The sequence below is a fragment of the Acidocella sp. genome (genome assembly GCF_050253495.1).
Taxonomy (GTDB): domain Bacteria; phylum Pseudomonadota; class Alphaproteobacteria; order Acetobacterales; family Acetobacteraceae; genus Acidocella.
Genome location: NZ_JBFWIX010000018.1, coordinates 20410 through 38303 on the forward strand (window position 1 = coordinate 20410; position 17894 = coordinate 38303).

Consider the following 17894-nt stretch of genomic DNA (forward strand, 5'->3'; position numbering starts at 1 on the left):
ACCATGCGGATTCTGCCAGAGCTTTACGATCCTCCTTTCCGCGTCACCCGTGCCAGTCACGTGGAGTTGCGTGTACGCGATCTTGCCGCCGCGCGCGCTTTTTATGTCGATTGTCTCGGCTTCGTTGTCAGCGACGAGACATCCGAGGTGCTTTATCTGCGCGGGCTTGAGGAAATCGCGCATCATTCGCTGGTTTTGCGCCGGGGAGATGCTTCCGTGGCTCAGAGGGTCGGGTTTCGTTGCCTGACAGAGGAAGATCTTGACCGCGCCAAATTTTATTTCGATCAGGAGGGGTTGCCAACCGCCTGGGTGGAGGTGGCGCATCAGGGGCGCGGTTTTCAGGCGCTAGATCCATCGGGCGTGCCGCTTGAATTTTGCGCGCGCATGCAGACACGCCCCCGGCTGATAGGCGATTTCGCGGCTTATCGCGGAGGCTGTCCGCTGCGGCTCGATCATTTTCAGCTTTTCACGCCCGATGTCGCCAGGGCTTATGCGTTTTATACCGGCATGGGGTTTCGGCTCTCGGATTATATTGTTGAAGACGGGACGCTGATTGCCACCTTCATGCAGCGCAAGGGCAATCCGCATGATGTCGTGTTTCTGCGCGCTCCCGGACCGCAGCTCCACCACATCGCCTATACGGTGCCGGGCAATGAGGTTTTGCTTGGCATTGGCGACCGCCTGGCCCAAGGCGGGTTGTTTCATGCCGTTGAATGGGGGCCGAACCGTCATTGGGGGCCTGGCTGGGCGCGTAGCCTGTATCTGCGCGATCCCGAGGGGCACAGGATAGAATTCTTCCTCAACCATTATCAATGTATCGATATTGACGAGACGCCGGTCGGCTGGACGCTGGCGGAGCTGAAGGCCCGTCCAGGCTGGGGGGCGCCGCCACCGAGAAGCTGGCTGCTTGAGGCCAAGTCCTTCGTGGATATGGACCTGAAGGAACCGGATGAAATGTTGCTGGGTGGGCGCATGCCTTTTGAGCTGGTGGCGGAATAGAATATGGATCTCGGACTCACGGACCGCCGGGCCTTGATTTGCGCCTCTTCGCAAGGGTTGGGGTTTGCCTGCGCGCTAGCCCTGGCGCGCGAGGGGGCCGAGGTCGTTCTCAATGGCCGCGATGCGGCCAAGCTCGAACGGGCCAAAGGTGAACTCATGCGCCTGACGGGCCGCCCCGCCCGGATGGTCGTGGCGGATTTGAATGACGCAGTAGCCCGGCGGACTCTGCTTCTGGCCTGTGAGGATGTCGATATTCTTGTCACCAATAATGGCGGACCGCCGCCTGCGGTTTTCTCCAGCCTGACGCAGCCGGCTTGGCAAGCGGCTCTGGAGGCGAATTTCCTGGCCGCGTTGGAGATGATCACGGCATTTCTGCCAGGCATGCGCGCGCGCCGCTTCGGGAGGATCGTCAATATCACCTCCGCCATGGTCAAGGCGCCGCATCCGATGATGACATTGTCCACCGCCCCGCGCGCGGCGCTGACCGCCGTGACCAAGGCGCTGTCGCGCGAGGTGGCGGTGGATAATGTCACACTGAACAATATCTTGCCCGAAAGATTGGAAACAGAGCGGCAGCGTTTCATGTTGGGCAAGATGGCTGAGGAGCGCGGCACCACGCCCGATATGGTGCGCGCCGAAGTCACATCCCATATTCCGGCCGGACGCTTCGGCCGCCCCGAGGAGTTCGCGGCCCTATGCGCCTTTTTATGTGGTGAGCGGGCTGGGTTCATCACGGGGCAAAATATTCAAGTCGATGGCGGCGCTTATCCTGGGCTGATTTAGCCGCGCCGGCTTGCGCTTCAGATCAAGACGAGACGTCCGGCGGCCGGTCCCGCCAGGCGGCGGGGATGTTTGTCCGTAAAAATGGCCGAAAGCGCCAATACAAAATCATCGAGGGAGTTTGTCCACATGATCGACAATGAAGCGGCAAAAGCCGCCGTGCGGCCTGGCCCCGTGCAAGGGGTGTTGCTGGTGTCCCTGGGAATTCTGGCTGTCATGGCCATTATCCTGCTGGCACCGTCCATGCCGCGCATGCAGGCGCATTTCGCCGCCAATCCAGACGCCGCGCAACTCGTGACGTTCGCGCTCACCTGTCCGGCCTTGTGCGTGGCCCTGCTTTCACCTTTCGCGGGCATGGTGGTGGATCGCTTCGGCCGCCGTAGGCCGTTGATCGCCAGCTTGCTGCTCTATGTGCTGATGGGAACGGCACCGCTTTACTTGAACAGTCTGAAATTAATTATCATCAGCCGGCTGGGGGTAGGCGTTGCGGAGACCGTCCTGCTTGCCGCCTCCATGACATTGCTGGGAGATTACTTCGAAGGAAAAACGCGAGAACGCTATTTGGCGCTCAGCACGGGCATTACCTCCATCGCCGCGACCTTGTTTTTCGCACTGGGCGGTGTCTTGGGCGACATAAGCTGGCGGGCGCCTTTCTGTGCGTATCTGCTGGCGCCGCTCATGCTGCTGGCGGTACTGAAATGGACTTGGGAGCCAGAGACACATAAGCAAGCCCAGTTGAACAGCCAGGAGCATGTTGTTCCCATCCCTTGGATTCCCCTGGGGGCGTTGTGTGGGGTGACAATGGCGGGCGGCATGGTGTTCATTTTGCCGCAGATCCTCATCGGCGTGATCATGGGGGCACATGGCTTCACGGCGCCTTCCACCGCTGGTTTGGTGGGGGCGGTTGGCTCGGTGGCCATGCCGCTCGGTGCGCTGTGTTTTACGCTTGCGCGCCAGCGTGGCGTGCCTGTGCCGGTCCTGGTCACACTCGCCTTTCTGCTAGGCGGCGCGGGTCTTTACGAGCTAGCCTGGCAATCCAGCGTGCCATGGTTGGGAGCCGCCATGTTCCTGCATGAATTTGGCGGAGGCTTTATGCTGTCGGGGCTCATGGCCTGGATGCTGGGCTTATTGCATCAGGAGATCAGGGGAAAAGGCACCGGGGCTTATTTTGCCTCGTTCTTCATCGCTCAGCCTGTTTGCGGCATGTTGTTCGGCTGGCTGGCCAAGTCGGTTACCGGTCAGCCTCTGGCCACCGTGGAGCTGTTCGGTGGTTTTGCGATGGCGATGGCGCTGGTGCTGTTGCTGCGCTTGGCGCTGGGCTTGCTGCTCCAGCCTCGCCTGATGTCCCGGTGATGGAATGGAGATAGTCTGCGTTGGGAGGCGGGGCGGCGTCTCTGAACGTCTGCCAGGGCAGGGCTGAACCGCAAGAGGACACTGCCCTGGCCCACCCCAAAGGGGTGTGACTTCAGCCCCAGTTCGCGCCGGTTAGAACATCGAGCGGCAGTTTGATGTAGCGCTGGCCATTTGATTCCGGCCTGGGCAGGCGCCCGCCATTCATGTTGATCTGCAAGGCGTGCAGAATCAGTTTTGGCATCGGCAACGTCGCGTCGCGTGCATCGCGCATGGCGACGAATTCAGCCTGGGTCTTGTAGCGGGCCATGTGAATATTTCTGGCTTTTTGCTCGGCCACCGTGGATTCCCATTGTGGAGCCCGTCCGCCAGGCTGGTAGTCGTGACCGGTGAAGAGCCGGGTTTCGTCAGGCAGAGCGAGAATTGCCTGGATCGAGTTCCAGAGTGCCTTCGCATCGCCGCCGGGAAAATCCGCGCGCGCCGTGCCGCCGTCTGGCTGGAACAGCGTATCGTGCACGAAAGCCGCATCGTCGATCACATAAGTGATCGAGGCCAGGGTGTGTCCAGGTGAGAACATGACCTTCGCCGGGATCGTTCCCAGCATGAAGGTTTCACCATCGGCGAACAGCTTGTCCCATTGGCGGCCATCGGCGGGAAAATCGGGCCAGTTGTAAAAGCCTTTCCAAAGCTCTTGTACCTCGGTGACCTTTTCGCCGATTGCAGTGGGGGCACTGGTTTTTTCCTTGAGATAACGCGCAGCTGAAAAATGGTCGGCATGCGGGTGGGTGTCGAGAATCCACTGTACGCGATAATTTTTTTCAGCCACGAAACGCAGGATCTCATCGGCATGGCCGGTGCCGGTCTGGCCGGATTTCTCGTCGTAATCATGGACCGCATCGATGATCGCGCAATCCTTGGTCGTTGGGTCGGCGACGACATATTGCACAGACCATGTGCGTGGGTCGAAAAATCCGGTTATCTCGGGTTTGGCGGACATGAGTTGTCTCCTTTTTCCGGCAATGCATTGGCTGCCATGTGGCCATTGGCCGACAGCCAGGACAGCGCGACGGAAGGGTCGCAGCCGCGTTCGGCGGCCAGGGCCGCCAGCGCTTCGGGTTTGATCTGCCCGGCGAGCACTTCTGAAATGGCCCAAAGCGCAAAAGAGCGCGCGCCAGAGCGGCAATGTGCCAGCACCGGGCCTGGCGCGGCTTCCAGCGCGGCGCGGAATGCCTTGGCGGCTTCCGCATTCAGTGTGGCGCCTGTCGTCGGCAGATAAAGATAGTCAAGCCCCTCCTGGGCGGCGATCTGACATATGTCCGCCTGCCCGGGTTGGTCGGGTGCTTCTCCATCGGGGCGGTTATTGACGATCACGGCAAAGCCGGCGGCGGCGATCTTGGGAATGTCCGCAGCCGAGACTTGGCTGGTGATGTAGAAAGTCTCGGTGATACGAATCGGAGTCATGTTTTTGCCTTTGGAATGAGCAAGGGGCGGGGTAGGTGGGGCGCCATGGCGCCCCGCCTGTATGTGGTCACAGTTTGCGGGTCGAAAAGTACCAATCGACCGTATCGTAACCTTCACCGCTGCGGGCTTCGGCCTCTTCGGGGGTTTTCGGCGGTGGCACGATCACCGGCTGGCCGGGCACCCAGGCCTCAGGCATGGCGCAGGCATTGGCGTCGGCGGTTTGCAGCGCGACCACCAGCCGGTGGATTTCAGCCACCGAACGGCCAGCGTTCATCGGGTAATACAGCATCGCCCGCAATATCCCGTCTGGATCGATTACAAAGGTTGCCCGCACGGCCGCGGTGTCCGATGCGCCTGGCATGATCATGCCATAATCATGCGCGACCTTCATGCTCAAATCGGCAATGATCGGAAAACCAATGGTGGTGCCGAAATTCTGTTTGATGTTGCGGGTCCAGGCTATATGCGAATGAGTGCTGTCGATCGACAGACCCAGAAGCTGCGTACCGATCCGGGCGAATTCGTCCTGGAGCTTGGCGAACCCTATGAACTCCGTGGTGCAGACCGGGGTGAAATCCGCTGGATGGGAGAACAGCACCAGCCATTTCCCGCGAAAATCAGCCAGCTTCTTGCGGCCATGCGTGGTTGGTGTGTCGAAATCGGGAGCTGGTTCGTTTAGGCGCGGCAAAGCCGGCGCGGATGTGTTGGTCATTTTGAAACCTCATTGGCTCGTGTTGGTGATGCATAAGAGGTAAGGGGGATTTGATCGTTGATGAAATTGATTATATAACTAATCGTCATTCAAAAACCCAATAAAGCATCATGCCCAGTCTGCGTCAGCTTCGTTTTCTCACCGCGCTCGCCGAGACGCTCAACTTCTCTCGTGCCGCCGAGATATGCCATGTCACCCAGCCGACCCTGTCGACAGGGTTGAAGGAGCTTGAAGGACGGCTGGGCGTGGCGCTGGCCGAGCGTACCCGTCATTCGGTGATGTTGACGCCCGCCGGTCAGGACATCGCCGAGCGGGCATGCAAGATATTGGCCGAGATCAAGGATATCGAGGTCGTCGCACATCAGCGTAGCGGGGCATTTCAGGGCGAGATCAAGCTGGGCATGATTCCGACCGTGGGGCCATTCCTGTTGCCGCGTACCTTGCCGAGGATACGCAAGCTCTGGCCGGATCTCCGCATTTTTCTGCGTGAGGAGTTGACGGACAGCCTGGTCGCGGGTTTGGCGGAGGGGCGTCTCGATCTGCTTCTCGCCGCCTTGCCCTATGATGTCGGAGATGCCGTGGTCGAGCCGCTGTTTCAGGATGGCTATCAGCTCGCCGTCAGCAAACATCATGGTCTCGCGCGGCGGCATGCCGCCCAACCAGAGGATCTGTCGCACACGCCGCTTTTATTGCTGGAGCGCGGCCATTGCCTGCAGCGTCATGCCTTGTCGGCTTTTCCGGGGGCCGCGCTGCACGCCGACGACAGTTTCGCCGCGACCAGCCTCGCCACGCTGGTATCGATGGTCGAGGAAGGGCTTGGCATCACGCTTTTGCCAAATCTGGCGGTGAAGGCCGGTGTGACGCGAGGGCATGAGGTCGCGCTCCTGCCGCTTCAGGGGGCTTGCCCTCGCCAAGTCGTGCTGGCCTGGCGTCCCGGTTCTCCACATGCCGCGACTTTTACCCAACTCGCCGTCCTGTTTCGTGAAACCCACGCACGGGAATAAAGGGGCCGCCCATTTTGCCGGCATGATCTCAAGGTCGGTGAGTGGCGAATTCAGGGATCTTCCCTGAGAAACCGGCCGATTCCCATAACCGCCTCCGATAATGAAGATTTGATGATCCGTGCCTGCTCGGGAAAGGCGGTGAGCAGGCGGGAGGGGAACTGTCGGTCCAGGAGGACGAAGACGCCTCTATCGTCGGCGCGGCGGATGAGGCGGCCAAAGGCTTGGCGCAGGCGCAGGCGCACGATGGCGTCGTCGTAAGTGCGGGGTGCACCGTGGGAGAGGTGGGTGCGGCGCGTGCGATGGAGAATGTCCGGGCGGGGCCAGGGGGTACGTTCGAATACCACGAGGCGGAGCGAATTGCCGGGAATATCCACGCCGTCGCGCATCGCGTCCGTGCCCAGGAGGCAGGAATGTTCCTCGGCGCGGAAAATGTCGACTAACGTGGCGTTATCCATCGCGTCCACATGCTGAGCGTAGAGGGGGATGTTTTTCTCTTCGAGCGGGGCGGCGATTTTGGCGTGCACGGCGCGCAGGCGGGAGATGGCGGTGAACAAGCCGAGCCCGCCGCCGCCCGCGGCCTCGAACAAGGCTTTGTAGGCGCCGGCGAGTTGGCCGATATCCTGTGCGTTCACATCCGAGATCAGCACCACGCGGGTACGCTCGCCATAATCGAAGGGGCTGTCGAACGCGGCGCGGATGGCGGGCTTGGCGAGATGCGCGGCGCCGGTGCGGGCTTCGGCGTTTTCCCAGGCTTCTTCAAGGTCCGTGCCGTCGCGCAGCGTGGCTGAGGTGATCAGCAGCCCATGCGCGGGGGCGGCGATGGATTGGGTGAAGGCTTCCGTGGGGTCGAGAAGATGCGAGAGCAGGGCAATGTCTTTATCCGTTCCGGCCTCGCGGTCCAGGCGCAGGAACTCAACACGGGCGGGGCGCTCTCCAGGGGCTGGGGCCGATTCCAGCCCGTCGAGAATGCGCTTCCAGCCGGAGAGCGGGTCGATGGCGCGGCGCTTCAGGCTGCGCGCGGTGCTTTCCAGCCGCTGGCGCATGGCTTCTTCCAAATCGGGTTCGGTTTCCAGCCGTTCCAGCATGCGCTCGCGCAAGGCGTTGAGAGGAGCGCGGAGTTGCGCCATGGCCTGGCCAAGCTTGCGCGCGGCGGGGAGAACGTCGTCGTTCAGCGGGTGCAGGTCGGTTTCAAAAGCGGTTTGGGCGGCAAGGTCGGGCTCCGTGGCGCGGGCGCGGGCCTGGGCGCGAAGCGCACGCAGGAGTTCCTCGGCCGGGTTGTTGTCCGAGGCCAGCTCAGGGTCCAGCCGCACGGAGAACATCGGCGCGGGCAGGCATTTGGCGAATTTTACGGCGTGTTCGATGGATTGATGGGTTGCTTCGTCCATGGCGGCCATGTCCTCCAGCCGCTTGGCGAGGCCACGGGCGCGCGAGCGCGTGCCCTCCGCGCCCAGCAGCCAGCGGCGCAGCTCCGCCATGGCGGAGCCGGAGAGTTCGATGGAGAAGGCGGAATCGGCGGCGTCGAAGATATGGTGGCCTTCATCGAACACATAGCGGGTGGGGACGTTGTCATCGTCCAGCCCACCCCAGACGGCTTGCGCCATGACAAGCGCGTGGTTGGCGATGACAAGATCCGCCTGGCGGGCGTCGCGGATGACGCGCTCAATGACGCAGCTTGAGAAATGCGGGCAGGCGGCGTGGATGCACTCGCCGCGCCGGTCGGCGATCTGGGCGAGGAGGGGTTGGCCATAAAGTTCGGCGAACCAGCCGGGCAGGTCGCCGCCGAACAGGTCGCCATCGGCGCTGGCGGTGGCCCAGCGGGCGATGAGGCCGAGCGGGACAGCGCGGGTTTCGGCGGCCATCGAATCCTCGAAATTCAGCAGGCAGAGATAATTTTCGCGGCCCTTGCGCAGGACGACGCTGGTGCCGGCGGGCAGGCGGCTTGCTTCCTGCTCAATCTGGCGCTGGAGGTGACGGGTATAGGTGGAGATCCAGACCGCGCCTTTGTTGCGCTCCGCCCAGAGAGAGGCGGGCGCAAGATAACCCATGGTCTTGCCGGTTCCGGTTCCGGCTTCCGCCAGGACGACTTGGGGGTTGCCCTCCGACTCGCGCGGGGCGAAGGCAGCGGTGGCGGCAGAGCAGAAATCCGCCTGGGCGGGGCGTTGCTCGGCACCGGGGCCGAGCAGGCTGGCGAGGCGGGAGCGGGCTTCGGCGGGCGTGACGGCAAAGGCGGCTGGCGGCGGGCGTGGGGAGGTTTCCTCCCATTTCGGAAGGCGCTTCCAGAGGCGCATGGCCATGCCGTCCGGCCTCGCGCCCGGCTGACCCAGTGCTTGCAAAATATAGGGGGCCCAGAGCCAGCCCGCCGCGCCCATGCGTGCGGCAAGGCCGGGAGCGTCGCGGTTGGCTATGGTGTTTTTGCCGGCGGTCAGACGGGTGAGGAGCAGTTCCGCCATTTCCGGCAGGGATTGGGCGGCGGATTCGAGCGAGGTGGGAATGGGCAGTTCCAGCGCGCGGGCCAGCCCGGCCGGGGTGGGGGCGAGGCTCTGCGCCGGATGTACGAAGGCGAACAGCTCCAGCAGGTCCAGCAACTGGATGGACGGATTGCCGAGGCGTTTGAGCGTGGCGGGCGCGTGGATGCAAAGCGGGATGCTGGCCCCTATTTGCCGGGCGACGGTGCCGGGCCTGAGGGGGGAGATCACCCCGTCCGTATCCAGCAGGACGGCGCGGCCATGGCCGGCGGCCAGAGCGGGCAGGGCGGGAAGACTTGGCATTGAGGCGTGTTATAAAATAATGTTCATGGTTTGTCTTGAGGGGTGAGGATGTTTGCTCAGGCCGGAGAGAGAGGCGAAAGCATGGTGGGGTTGCTGCGACCGCGGCGGGTAATTGCTTGCGTTTGGGTGGTGGATCGCTTAAAGCAGCGCCATGGCTTCCGCCTCAACCCTTGCTGGGCTGCTCCTTCGACTTATCCGCCCCTGAGCGATAAGTCCTTTCGCGCGTGCTTTGATCGCCGCGCCCGCCGCTCAGGGGAATGATCCCGCCCTTACCTGAACAGGCCAGAATTCCGGAGCAGTAACATGACGATCAATCACCCCAATTTCGGCGCGATGGATGAGAAGCGCGTCATTATTTTCGACACCACGCTGCGCGATGGTGAGCAGTCCCCTGGCTTCTCGATGAATATCGACGAGAAGCTGCGCATGGCCGAGGCATTGGCCGCCTTGGGCGTGGATGTGATCGAGGCGGGGTTTCCCATCGCCTCACCGGGCGATTTCGAGAGTGTCAACCGCATCGCGCAGAGCATCAGGGGGCCGGTGATCGCCGGGTTGGCACGCTCGGCGCCGAACGACATCGCCCGTGCCGGTGAGGCGATCCGCCCGGCGGAGCGCAAACGCATTCATACATTCATTTCGACCAGCCCGTTGCATATGAAATATAAGCTGCGCATGGAGCCGGAAGCGGTGCTGGAGGCGGTGGGCAAGTCCGTGACGCTGGCGCGCGATTTCACCGACGACGTGGAATGGTCCGCCGAGGACGGCACCCGCACGGACATGGATTTTCTGTGCCGGTGCGTCGAGGCCGCCATCAAGGCCGGCGCCACCACCATCAATATCCCCGATACGGTGGGCTACGCCGTGCCGGAGGACATGGAGCGGATTTTTTCAACCGTGCGCGAGCGCGTGCCGGGCGCGGACAGGGTGATTTTCTCCACCCATTGCCATAACGATTTGGGCTTGGCGGTGGCCAATGCCCTGGCCTCCCTGAAGGGCGGCGCGCGGCAGATCGAATGCACGGTCAATGGCATTGGCGAGCGGGCGGGCAATGCCTCGCTGGAAGAGGTGGTGATGGCCATTCGCACCCGGCAGGACAGCAACCCTTATGTCAGCCAGATCGAGACCACGCGGTTGCTGCGTACCTCCAAATTGCTGTCCACGGTCACCGGCTTCGATGTGCAGCCGAACAAGGCGATCGTGGGGCGCAACGCCTTCGCGCATGAATCCGGTATTCATCAGGACGGCATGCTGAAGAACGCCGCCACCTATGAGATCATGACGCCGGAAAGTGTCGGTTGGCAGAAAACCTCGCTGGTGATGGGCAAGCATTCCGGCCGTGCGGCCTTCCGCGACAAGTTGAATGCGCTGGGCTATGGCGATATTGGCGACAACGCGCTGAACGACGCCTTCGCGCGGTTCAAGCTTTTGGCCGACCGCAAGAAGGTTGTCTACGACGAGGATATCGTGGCCTTGGTGGATGACGAGGTGGTGCGCTCCAATGAGAGCATCAAGTTCGTCTCGCTGGAGGTTTGGGCAGGGTCCAAGGACAAGCCGCGCGCCCGGCTGGAGCTGGAGGTGGATGGGGTGGTGAAAACCGCCGATGAGCGGGGCGACGGTCCGGTGGATGCCGCGTTCAATGCCATCCGCGCGGTGTTTCCGCATATGGCGGAACTGCAATTATTCTCCGTGGGCGCGGTGACCGAGGGGACGGATGCCCAGGCGCGCTGCACCGTGCGCCTGGCCGAGGAGGGCAAGAGCGTGGATGGTCAAGGCGCGGATACCGATACCATCGTGGCGGCCGTGCGGGCTTACATCCATGCATTGAACAAGCTGGTGACCAAGCGCGCCCGCACCGCGCCGGAGGCGTTGAGCGCCTAACGTCCCGAACTGGAATCCTCCGGCATGGCTGGTTCGGTGCTGAACCAGCCTGCCGGGAAAGCGGGCGGAACTGGCCATTGTAAGCCGGTTTTCGCCCGGTTTTGGAATGAAAGATGATGTTTTTTTCGCGCCCGGGCATGAGCAATCCGCTCTTGTGCCCGGGCGCGGCAATGAATAGATACTGAGTCATCTCAAAGGGGTCGCCCCGGTGCTTCGGGCCGGCGCGGCCCGCTGCAAAGGAGCGATTATATGAGCAAAGTCATAGGTATTGACCTCGGCACCACCAATAGCTGCGTGGCGGTGCTGGAGGGCAAGGACGTTCGCGTGATCGAGAATGCCGAAGGGGCGCGTACCACCCCTTCAATGGTGGCTTTTTCTGACTCCGGTGAACGTCTCGTCGGCCAGAGCGCCAAGCGTCAGGCCGTGACCAACCCGACCAACACGCTGTTCGCCGTCAAACGCCTGATCGGTCGCCGTTTCGACGATCCCACCGTGACCAAGGACAAGGGGCTGGTGCCCTATTCCATCGTCAAGGGCGATAACGGCGATGCCTGGGTCGAGGCCAAGGGGGAGAAATATTCCCCGAGTCAGATTTCCTCCTACATCCTCACCAAGATGAAGGAGACCGCCGAGGCGTATCTGGGCGAAAGCGTGGCCCAGGCGGTGATCACCGTGCCGGCCTACTTCAACGACGCCCAGCGTCAGGCGACCAAGGACGCCGGTAAGATCGCCGGGCTTGAGGTGCTGCGTATCATCAACGAGCCGACCGCGGCCGCGCTGGCCTACGGCATGGACAAGAAGAACGCCGGCACCATCGCGGTGTATGACCTTGGTGGCGGCACGTTCGACGTGTCCGTGCTGGAGCTTGGCGACGGTGTGTTCGAGGTGAAATCCACCAACGGCGACACCTTCCTGGGCGGTGAGGATTTCGATGCGCGCGTCATCGATTATCTGGCCTCCGAATTCCAGAAGGACCAGGGTATCGACCTGCGGAAGGACAAGCTGGCGCTGCAACGGCTGAAGGAAGCCGCGGAGAAGGCAAAAATTGAACTCTCCTCCTCCAAGGAGACTGAAATCAACCTGCCCTTTATCACCGCCGATGCCACCGGGCCGAAGCATCTCGTGCTGAAGCTGACCCGCGCGAAGCTGGAAAGCCTGGTTGAGGATCTGATCGAGCGCACCCTGGCCCCGTGCCGCGCGGCGCTGAAGGATGCCGGTGTCACCGCCGGGGAGATCTCCGAGGTGATCCTGGTCGGCGGCATGACCCGCATGCCGAAGGTGATCGAGACGGTGAAGAGCTTCTTTGGCAAGGAGCCCGCCCGCAACGTCAACCCCGATGAGGTTGTGGCCATCGGCGCCGCCATCCAGGGCGGTGTGCTGAAGGGCGACGTGAAGGACGTGCTGCTGCTGGATGTAACGCCGCTCTCCCTGGGTATTGAAACCCTGGGCGGTGTCTTCACCCGCCTGATCGACCGTAACACGACCATCCCGACCAAGAAGAGCCAGACCTTCTCCACCGCCGAGGACGGCCAGACGGCCGTGACCATCAAGGTCTTCCAGGGTGAACGCGAGATGGCGGCGGATAACAAGCTGCTGGGCAATTTCGACTTGCAGGGCATTCCCTCCGCGCCGCGTGGCGTGCCGCAGATCGAGGTGACCTTCGACATCGACGCGAACGGCATTGTGTCCGTTTCCGCGAAAGACAAGGCGACCGGCAAGGAGCAGCAGATCCGCATCCAGGCCTCCGGTGGTCTGTCTGACGCCGATATCGAACGCATGGTGAAGGATGCCGAAGCCAACGCGGCGGCCGATAAGGCCCGGCGCGAGGCGGTGGAAACCCGCAACCAGACGGAAAGCCTGATCAATCAGGTCGAGAAGACTTTGAAGGACGCGGGCGACAAGGTGGCTCCGGCGGATAAGAGTGAAGCCGAGGCCGCGATCGCGGAAGCCAAGGCGGCGCTGGAAGGCGGCGATGCCGAGGCTGTGAAGACGGCCTCTGAAAAGCTGACCCAGGTGGCGATGAAGGTCGGTGAGGCGATGTACAAGGCCGAGGCCGAGGCGGGAGCCGCGCAGCCAGGTGCCGAAAGCGCCGGGCCGAACGGTGAGAAGGTCGTGGACGCCGATTTTGAGGATGTCGACGACAAAAAGGATGGCAAATCCGCGTGAAGCTGGGTTTGACCTGACATCACAGGGTCCCGGGGCGACTGCCCCGGGATTTTCCATTTTTAAACGCCGAGGATTTGAGCCCTGTCATGGCCAAACTTGACTATTATGCCGTGCTGATGGTCGAGCGCAACGCGAGCGCTGACGATCTGAAAAAGGCCTACCGTAAGCTGGCGATGCAATATCATCCGGACCGCAACCCGGGCGATACCAAGGCCGAGCAGAAATTCAAGGAAATCAATGAAGCCTACGACGTTCTGAAAGACGATCAGAAACGCGGGGCCTATGACCGTTATGGCCATGCGGCCTTTGAGAATGGCGGCATGGGCGGCGGCGGTTTTGAAGGCGGTTTCGGGTTCGAGGGCGGGCTCGGGGATATTTTCGAGCAGATGTTCGGTGGCGGGCGCCGCGGCGCGGACCGTTCGCAGACCGGCTCGGACATCAAGGCGGCGGTGGAGATCGATCTGACCCAGGCCTTCACGGGTGCCAAGGTGAATGTACGGGTGGCCACGCGCATGTCTTGCGATGCCTGTGGCGGCACCGGATCGGCGGACAAGAATGCAAGCGCTGATGTATGCGGCACATGCGGTGGCGCGGGCCGGGTGCGCGCCCAGCAAGGTTTTTTCGTGGTGGAACGCACCTGCCCGACTTGCGGCGGGGCCGGGCGCGTGGTGCGCAACCCGTGCCGTGTCTGCTCGGGGGCTGGAACCGTGCCGCGTGAGCGTACGCTGGCGGTACAGATTCCAGCCGGCGTGGAGGATGGTACGCGTATTCGTCTGTCAGGTGAAGGCGAGGCTGGGCCGCGCGGTGCCGCGCCCGGAGATCTTTATGTGCATGTCTCCATCCGTCCGCATCCGATTTTTCAGCGCGACGGCGCGAATATCTTCTGCCGCGTGCCACTGCGCATGAGCCAGGCGGCTCTGGGCGGAGAGGTCGAGGTGCCGGCTATCGACGGCAGTTCCGCCAAGGTGAAGATTCCGGCGGGCACGCAATCGGGCGATCAATTCCGGCTGCGGGGCAAGGGCTTTTCGGTGCTGCGCTCCACCCAGCGGGGGGATATGTATATCCAGGTCGCGGTGGAGACACCGCAGAACCTGACCAAGCGCCAGCGCGAATTGCTGGAAGCGTTCGAGCAGGAATCCGCCGGGCAGGGATCCGTCAGCCCCGAACATGAGGGGTTCTTCGCAAAAGTGAAGGATTTTCTGAAAGGTATGGCGGAGGGGGGATAAGCCAGGATTTTGCCGTAATGACCGAGTAGAGAGGTAAGCGCTACGAATTGTAATCCCGTCGGGCAGCGCGTTGCTCTGTGCGTGCCTAAAGCCTAGAGCCGGGAGCTTGTTTGGGTTTGCCTGGATCGGAGGGGCAAGATGCTGAAAAAAATCGCGGGTATCACGCTGTTGCCGTTATTGGCCTTGGGTGCATGCACGGCAGCCATGCCGACGCAGCCGACGGTGGTGGCCATGCCGGGTCAGGGCAAGAGCTGGGATCAATTCCAGGCCGATAACGCTTATTGCAAGAGCTACGCGGCCTCGCAGATGCCCAATGGCGGGCAGGTGGCGCAGGCCTCGCAGAATAATTCCACGATGACCACGGCGGCGGGAGCGTTACTGGGGGCGGGCTTGGGTGCTGCGCTGGCGTCTGGCCCACATGGCAACCCTGGCGTGGGCGCGGCCATCGGCGCGGGGGTAGGGGCGCTTGGCGGCGCGGCCGTTGCGGGTAATAATACCCAGGCGACGGCGGATTCCCTCCAGGGCCGTTATGATGTGGCCTATGCGCAGTGCATGGTGGGACATGGCGAATCGATTCAACAGCCTATGGCGCCTGTTTACGCCGCGCCACCTGTCTATTATGCGCCGCCCCCCGGTTATTACTACCCCCCTTATTAAGGCGGACGCCATTCCAGAGAGGGGTGGCATGGCGGCGCCCCGGGAACATCTGGCGCCACCGCTGGACAAACCGGCCCGCTATCGCTGGGCCTGGGGCGCGGCGCTGTTTCTGCATATACTGGTCATCTCGGCTTTGCTGCTGATACGGGTGAAGCCGCCACGGGAGGAGTTGCAAAGCCCGCCTGGCGTGTCCGTGGTGTTCGATAATGGCGGCACCACGGCGCAGGACATGGCGCCCCCCAAGAGCTTGCCTGGCCCACCCCAGCCAGAATCTCCACCGCCGCCCCAACACGCGCCGCCGCCTGAGCCCGCGCCCAGTGCCTCCGCGCAGGAAGAGGTGCAGGTGCCGGATATGCAGCTTTCAGAGCTGCCGAATCCGCCGCCCGTCCCTCCAAGGAAATCCCAGCCGGTGCATCCGCGGCCGGCCAAGCGGCCCGCCCAGCAGAAATACGTGTTCCTGAACGGGATGAGCTACGGGAATATTTCGCCCGTGGCGCCAGCGGCGCCACCCGCGCCCAAGGGCATGAATTTCTCCTTGCCGACTTCCGATGCGCAGGCGGCGACCTCGTCCGATTTTTCGGTGAAGGGCAATGCCGGGACGGATTGGGACGCGGCATTGACGAAATGGGTCCAGGAGCATGCCTATTATCCGCAAGCCGCCGCCGAGCAGGGGCAGCAAGGCACGGCGACGGTCGAGTTCACCGTCGATCGCAATGGTCACGTGACGGGGTTGCGGCTGTTGGACTCCGCTGGCTCGCCATTTCTGGACCAAGCCTGGGAGCAGCTTTTCAGCGATAACACGCTGCCGCCCTTTCCAAAGGATGCGAAGGACGATCATGTGACGGTACGTTATACCGTGCATTACATCCTGGTTCATTGACGGCCTTGCCTCGACTCGCGGATTCGGGCTGAACCGAAGGCATGGATTCGCATGTTTTCGGCATTACTCAGAGTCTGTCCGGCAAAAGCTGGATCTGGCGGCCGGGACAGCAGGAGCGCCAGGGCGACGGGTTGGCGCAGCAGCTTGGCCTGCCGGAGCTGATGGGAAGGCTGTTGGCCGCTCGTGGGGTGACGTCTGACCATGCGGCGGCGTTTCTGGACCCGACCTTGCGGGCGATGCTGCCTGACCCGTCCAGTTTGGTGGACATGGATGTTGCCGCCGCGCGCCTGGCCGACGCCGTGATGCAAGGCGAGATGGTGGGGGTGTTTGGCGACTACGATGTGGATGGCGCTTGCTCGACCGCGCTGATGGTGACCTTGCTGCGACAGCTTGGCTGTGAGGCGACCTATCATGTACCGGACCGGTTGAATGAAGGGTACGGTCCGAACACAGCGGCGCTGCGTGGCATGGCGGGGCGTGGGGCGCGGCTGATTGTCTGCGTGGATTGTGGCACGGCCGCGCATGACGCATTCGCGCCCTTGCACAATGCCGTGGATATTCTCGTGCTGGACCACCATAAATCCGAGGGGCCACCCCCGCCGATCCGCGCCACGGTAAATCCGAACCGGTTGGACTGTTCCTCGGGTTTGCGGCAGATCTGCGCGGCGGCGGTGACGTTTCTCACCGCCGTGGCGCTGTTGCGCACGCTGCGCCGAAGGGGGTTTTTCGCCGGGCGGGGAGAGCCGGATCTACGTGAGTTTCTGGACTTGGTGGCGTTGGCGACAATTTGCGACGTGATGCAGCTAACCGGGCTGAACCGGGCCTTCGTGATCCAGGGGTTGAAGGTGATGGCCCGGCGGGCGCGGCCTGGTATCGCGGCGCTTCTGGAGGTGGCGAAGCTGAGTGAGGCGCCTACGGCCATGCATTGTGGTTTCGCGCTTGGGCCGCGCATTAACGCCGCGGGCCGCATCGCCGAGGCGGATATGGGGCTGAGGCTGCTGTTGGCCGAGGATGAAGAGCTGGCCAATGAGCTGGCGCAGGCGCTGGATGCGGTGAACAAGCAGCGCCAGAGCGTGGAAGCGGGCATTTCCAGCGATGCGATGGCCCGTGCCGAGGCGCAGGTGGCCGGTGGGCACGGCATCATTCTACTGGCTCAGGAAGGATGGCACCCCGGGGTCGTGGGTATTGTCGCGGGGCGGGTAAAGGAGCGTTTCAATCGCCCTGCCCTGGTGGCGGGCATCACGGATGGCATGGCCAAGGGGTCCGGCCGCTCGGTGCCGGGAATTGATTTGGGGGCGGTGGTGATCGCGGCGCGGCAGAGCGGTATTTTGGCGACTGGCGGAGGACATGCCATGGCCGCGGGATTTTCGGCGCCGGAAACAGCGCTTTCCACCTTCCATGAATTCCTGAATGATCGGCTGGCCAGTGCCGCCTTGCTGCCGCCCAGCGCGGAGCTGGTGCTGGATGGTGTGCTGGGCGTGGCGGGGGCCGATGCCGCTTTGGCGCAGATGGTGGCGCGGCTCGGCCCTTTTGGCACAGGTAACGACGAACCGCTTTTCGTCCTGCCGCGCGCGCGCGTGGTAAAGACAGACCGGATTGGCAAGGATGGCAACACGATCCGCGTGATGGTCGAAGGCGAGGGAGGCGGTCGGCTGAAGGCGTTGCTGTTCCGGGCAAAAGAGGGACCGTTGGCGGACGCGTTGAGCCGCGTGGGAGGCGCGCCTTTGCATCTGGCGGGATATTTGCGGGCCGAATTTTGGCAGGGTAGGGTTTCGGCGGGTTTTTTCATCGCTGATGCGGCACCCGCTTGACGTAACGCCTCAGGCATCGTACCAGCCGCTCCACCTTTAGTCCCCATCGTCTAGAGGCCTAGGACACCGCCCTCTCACGGCGGTAACAGGGGTTCGAATCCCCTTGGGGACGCCATTATCACCATAACATGTTGATATTGTTTGATATTTTAGGGTGTCTTCCCGCGTTTGTGGCACATGTTTGTGACACACGGGACGACAT

At 62.6% G+C, this 17894-nt stretch carries 14 protein-coding genes and 1 tRNA gene; 11 read left to right on the forward strand and 4 right to left on the reverse strand.

The genetic code is table 11. The annotated features are described in order from the left end of the window. The first annotated feature begins 3 nt into the window (after positions 1 to 3). The 3 genes from AB7D48_RS13040 (at position 4) to AB7D48_RS13050 (ending at position 3132) form a co-directional block, all read left to right on the forward strand. Positions 4 to 999, forward strand: coding sequence for a VOC family protein (locus AB7D48_RS13040; RefSeq protein WP_427979836.1), 996 nt, complete (start codon positions 4 to 6; stop codon positions 997 to 999). 3 nt (positions 1000 to 1002) lie between these two features. Next, the gene (locus AB7D48_RS13045; protein WP_427979838.1) at positions 1003 to 1782 is read left to right on the forward strand and encodes an SDR family oxidoreductase; all 780 of its coding nucleotides are present in this window, start codon (positions 1003 to 1005) and stop codon (positions 1780 to 1782) included. Positions 1783 to 1908: 126 nt separating this feature from the next. Beyond that, positions 1909 to 3132, forward strand: a complete 1224-nt coding sequence (locus tag AB7D48_RS13050) for an MFS transporter (RefSeq protein WP_427979840.1) — start codon at positions 1909 to 1911, stop codon at positions 3130 to 3132. Positions 3133 to 3244: 112 nt separating this feature from the next. Here the strand turns inward: AB7D48_RS13050 and AB7D48_RS13055 are convergent, their stop codons facing one another. The 3 genes from AB7D48_RS13055 to AB7D48_RS13065 all read right to left on the reverse strand — a co-directional run bounded on the left by AB7D48_RS13055 (position 3245) and on the right by AB7D48_RS13065 (position 5302). Beyond that, a complete protein-coding gene (locus AB7D48_RS13055) occupies positions 3245 to 4126 on the reverse strand; it encodes an MBL fold metallo-hydrolase (RefSeq protein ID WP_427979843.1) in 882 nt (293 codons plus the stop codon). Next, positions 4105 to 4590 (reverse strand): TIGR01244 family sulfur transferase, encoded by a 486-nt coding sequence (locus tag AB7D48_RS13060; RefSeq protein ID WP_427979846.1) that lies wholly within the window; start codon positions 4588 to 4590, stop codon positions 4105 to 4107. The genes AB7D48_RS13055 and AB7D48_RS13060 overlap by 22 nt, the downstream gene beginning before the upstream one ends. Positions 4591 to 4657: 67 nt before the next feature. Continuing rightward, positions 4658 to 5302, reverse strand: a complete 645-nt coding sequence (locus AB7D48_RS13065) for a peroxiredoxin (RefSeq protein WP_427979848.1) — start codon at positions 5300 to 5302, stop codon at positions 4658 to 4660. Between the two features lie 110 nt (positions 5303 to 5412). On the opposite strand from AB7D48_RS13065, the gene AB7D48_RS13070 reads away from it, so the two are divergent. Then, positions 5413 to 6306, forward strand: coding sequence for a LysR substrate-binding domain-containing protein (locus tag AB7D48_RS13070; protein ID WP_427979850.1), 894 nt, complete (start codon positions 5413 to 5415; stop codon positions 6304 to 6306). Between the two features lie 50 nt (positions 6307 to 6356). On the opposite strand, the gene AB7D48_RS13075 is transcribed toward AB7D48_RS13070, so the two are convergent. Beyond that, on the reverse strand, positions 6357 to 9074 hold the full coding sequence (locus tag AB7D48_RS13075; RefSeq protein WP_427979852.1) for an ATP-dependent DNA helicase: 2718 nt from the start codon (positions 9072 to 9074) through the stop codon (positions 6357 to 6359). 303 nt (positions 9075 to 9377) lie between these two features. Between AB7D48_RS13075 and AB7D48_RS13080 the strand changes: the two genes are divergently transcribed. From AB7D48_RS13080 to AB7D48_RS13110, 7 genes are all read left to right on the forward strand, one after another. After that, positions 9378 to 10952, forward strand: a complete 1575-nt coding sequence (locus tag AB7D48_RS13080) for a 2-isopropylmalate synthase (RefSeq protein ID WP_427979854.1) — start codon at positions 9378 to 9380, stop codon at positions 10950 to 10952. A 249-nt stretch (positions 10953 to 11201) separates the two neighbouring features. After that, positions 11202 to 13118, forward strand: coding sequence for a molecular chaperone DnaK (gene dnaK / locus AB7D48_RS13085; RefSeq protein ID WP_427979856.1), 1917 nt, complete (start codon positions 11202 to 11204; stop codon positions 13116 to 13118). 86 nt (positions 13119 to 13204) lie between these two features. Further along, positions 13205 to 14344, forward strand: a complete 1140-nt coding sequence (gene dnaJ / locus AB7D48_RS13090) for a molecular chaperone DnaJ (protein WP_427979858.1) — start codon at positions 13205 to 13207, stop codon at positions 14342 to 14344. A 204-nt stretch (positions 14345 to 14548) separates the two neighbouring features. Then, positions 14549 to 15001, forward strand: coding sequence for a hypothetical protein (locus AB7D48_RS13095; RefSeq protein WP_427979861.1), 453 nt, complete (start codon positions 14549 to 14551; stop codon positions 14999 to 15001). Positions 15002 to 15029: 28 nt separating this feature from the next. Further along, a complete protein-coding gene (locus AB7D48_RS13100; protein ID WP_427979864.1) occupies positions 15030 to 15881 on the forward strand; it encodes an energy transducer TonB in 852 nt (283 codons plus the stop codon). A 41-nt stretch (positions 15882 to 15922) separates the two neighbouring features. Continuing rightward, complete coding sequence (gene recJ, locus AB7D48_RS13105; RefSeq protein WP_427979867.1) at positions 15923 to 17692, forward strand: single-stranded-DNA-specific exonuclease RecJ; 1770 nt, start codon at positions 15923 to 15925, stop codon at positions 17690 to 17692. Positions 17693 to 17731: 39 nt separating this feature from the next. Further along, a tRNA-Glu gene (locus tag AB7D48_RS13110) sits at positions 17732 to 17807 on the forward strand. The last annotated feature ends 87 nt before the right edge of the window (positions 17808 to 17894 follow it).

Coding starts and splice junctions, on each gene's coding strand:
- AB7D48_RS13040 (WP_427979836.1), top strand. CDS start 4: ATGCGGATTCTGCCAGAGCTTTACGATCCTCCTTTCCGCGTCACCCGT.
- AB7D48_RS13095 (WP_427979861.1), top strand. CDS start 14,549: ATGCCGACGCAGCCGACGGTGGTGGCCATGCCGGGTCAGGGCAAGAGC.
- AB7D48_RS13045 (WP_427979838.1), top strand. CDS start 1,003: ATGGATCTCGGACTCACGGACCGCCGGGCCTTGATTTGCGCCTCTTCG.
- AB7D48_RS13055 (WP_427979843.1), bottom strand. CDS start 4,126: ATGTCCGCCAAACCCGAGATAACCGGATTTTTCGACCCACGCACATGG.
- AB7D48_RS13070 (WP_427979850.1), top strand. CDS start 5,413: ATGCCCAGTCTGCGTCAGCTTCGTTTTCTCACCGCGCTCGCCGAGACG.
- AB7D48_RS13065 (WP_427979848.1), bottom strand. CDS start 5,302: ATGACCAACACATCCGCGCCGGCTTTGCCGCGCCTAAACGAACCAGCT.
- AB7D48_RS13050 (WP_427979840.1), top strand. CDS start 1,909: ATGATCGACAATGAAGCGGCAAAAGCCGCCGTGCGGCCTGGCCCCGTG.
- dnaK (WP_427979856.1), top strand. CDS start 11,202: ATGAGCAAAGTCATAGGTATTGACCTCGGCACCACCAATAGCTGCGTG.
- AB7D48_RS13075 (WP_427979852.1), bottom strand. CDS start 9,074: ATGCCAAGTCTTCCCGCCCTGCCCGCTCTGGCCGCCGGCCATGGCCGC.
- AB7D48_RS13100 (WP_427979864.1), top strand. CDS start 15,030: ATGGCGGCGCCCCGGGAACATCTGGCGCCACCGCTGGACAAACCGGCC.
- AB7D48_RS13060 (WP_427979846.1), bottom strand. CDS start 4,590: ATGACTCCGATTCGTATCACCGAGACTTTCTACATCACCAGCCAAGTC.
- dnaJ (WP_427979858.1), top strand. CDS start 13,205: ATGGCCAAACTTGACTATTATGCCGTGCTGATGGTCGAGCGCAACGCG.
- recJ (WP_427979867.1), top strand. CDS start 15,923: ATGGATTCGCATGTTTTCGGCATTACTCAGAGTCTGTCCGGCAAAAGC.
- AB7D48_RS13080 (WP_427979854.1), top strand. CDS start 9,378: ATGACGATCAATCACCCCAATTTCGGCGCGATGGATGAGAAGCGCGTC.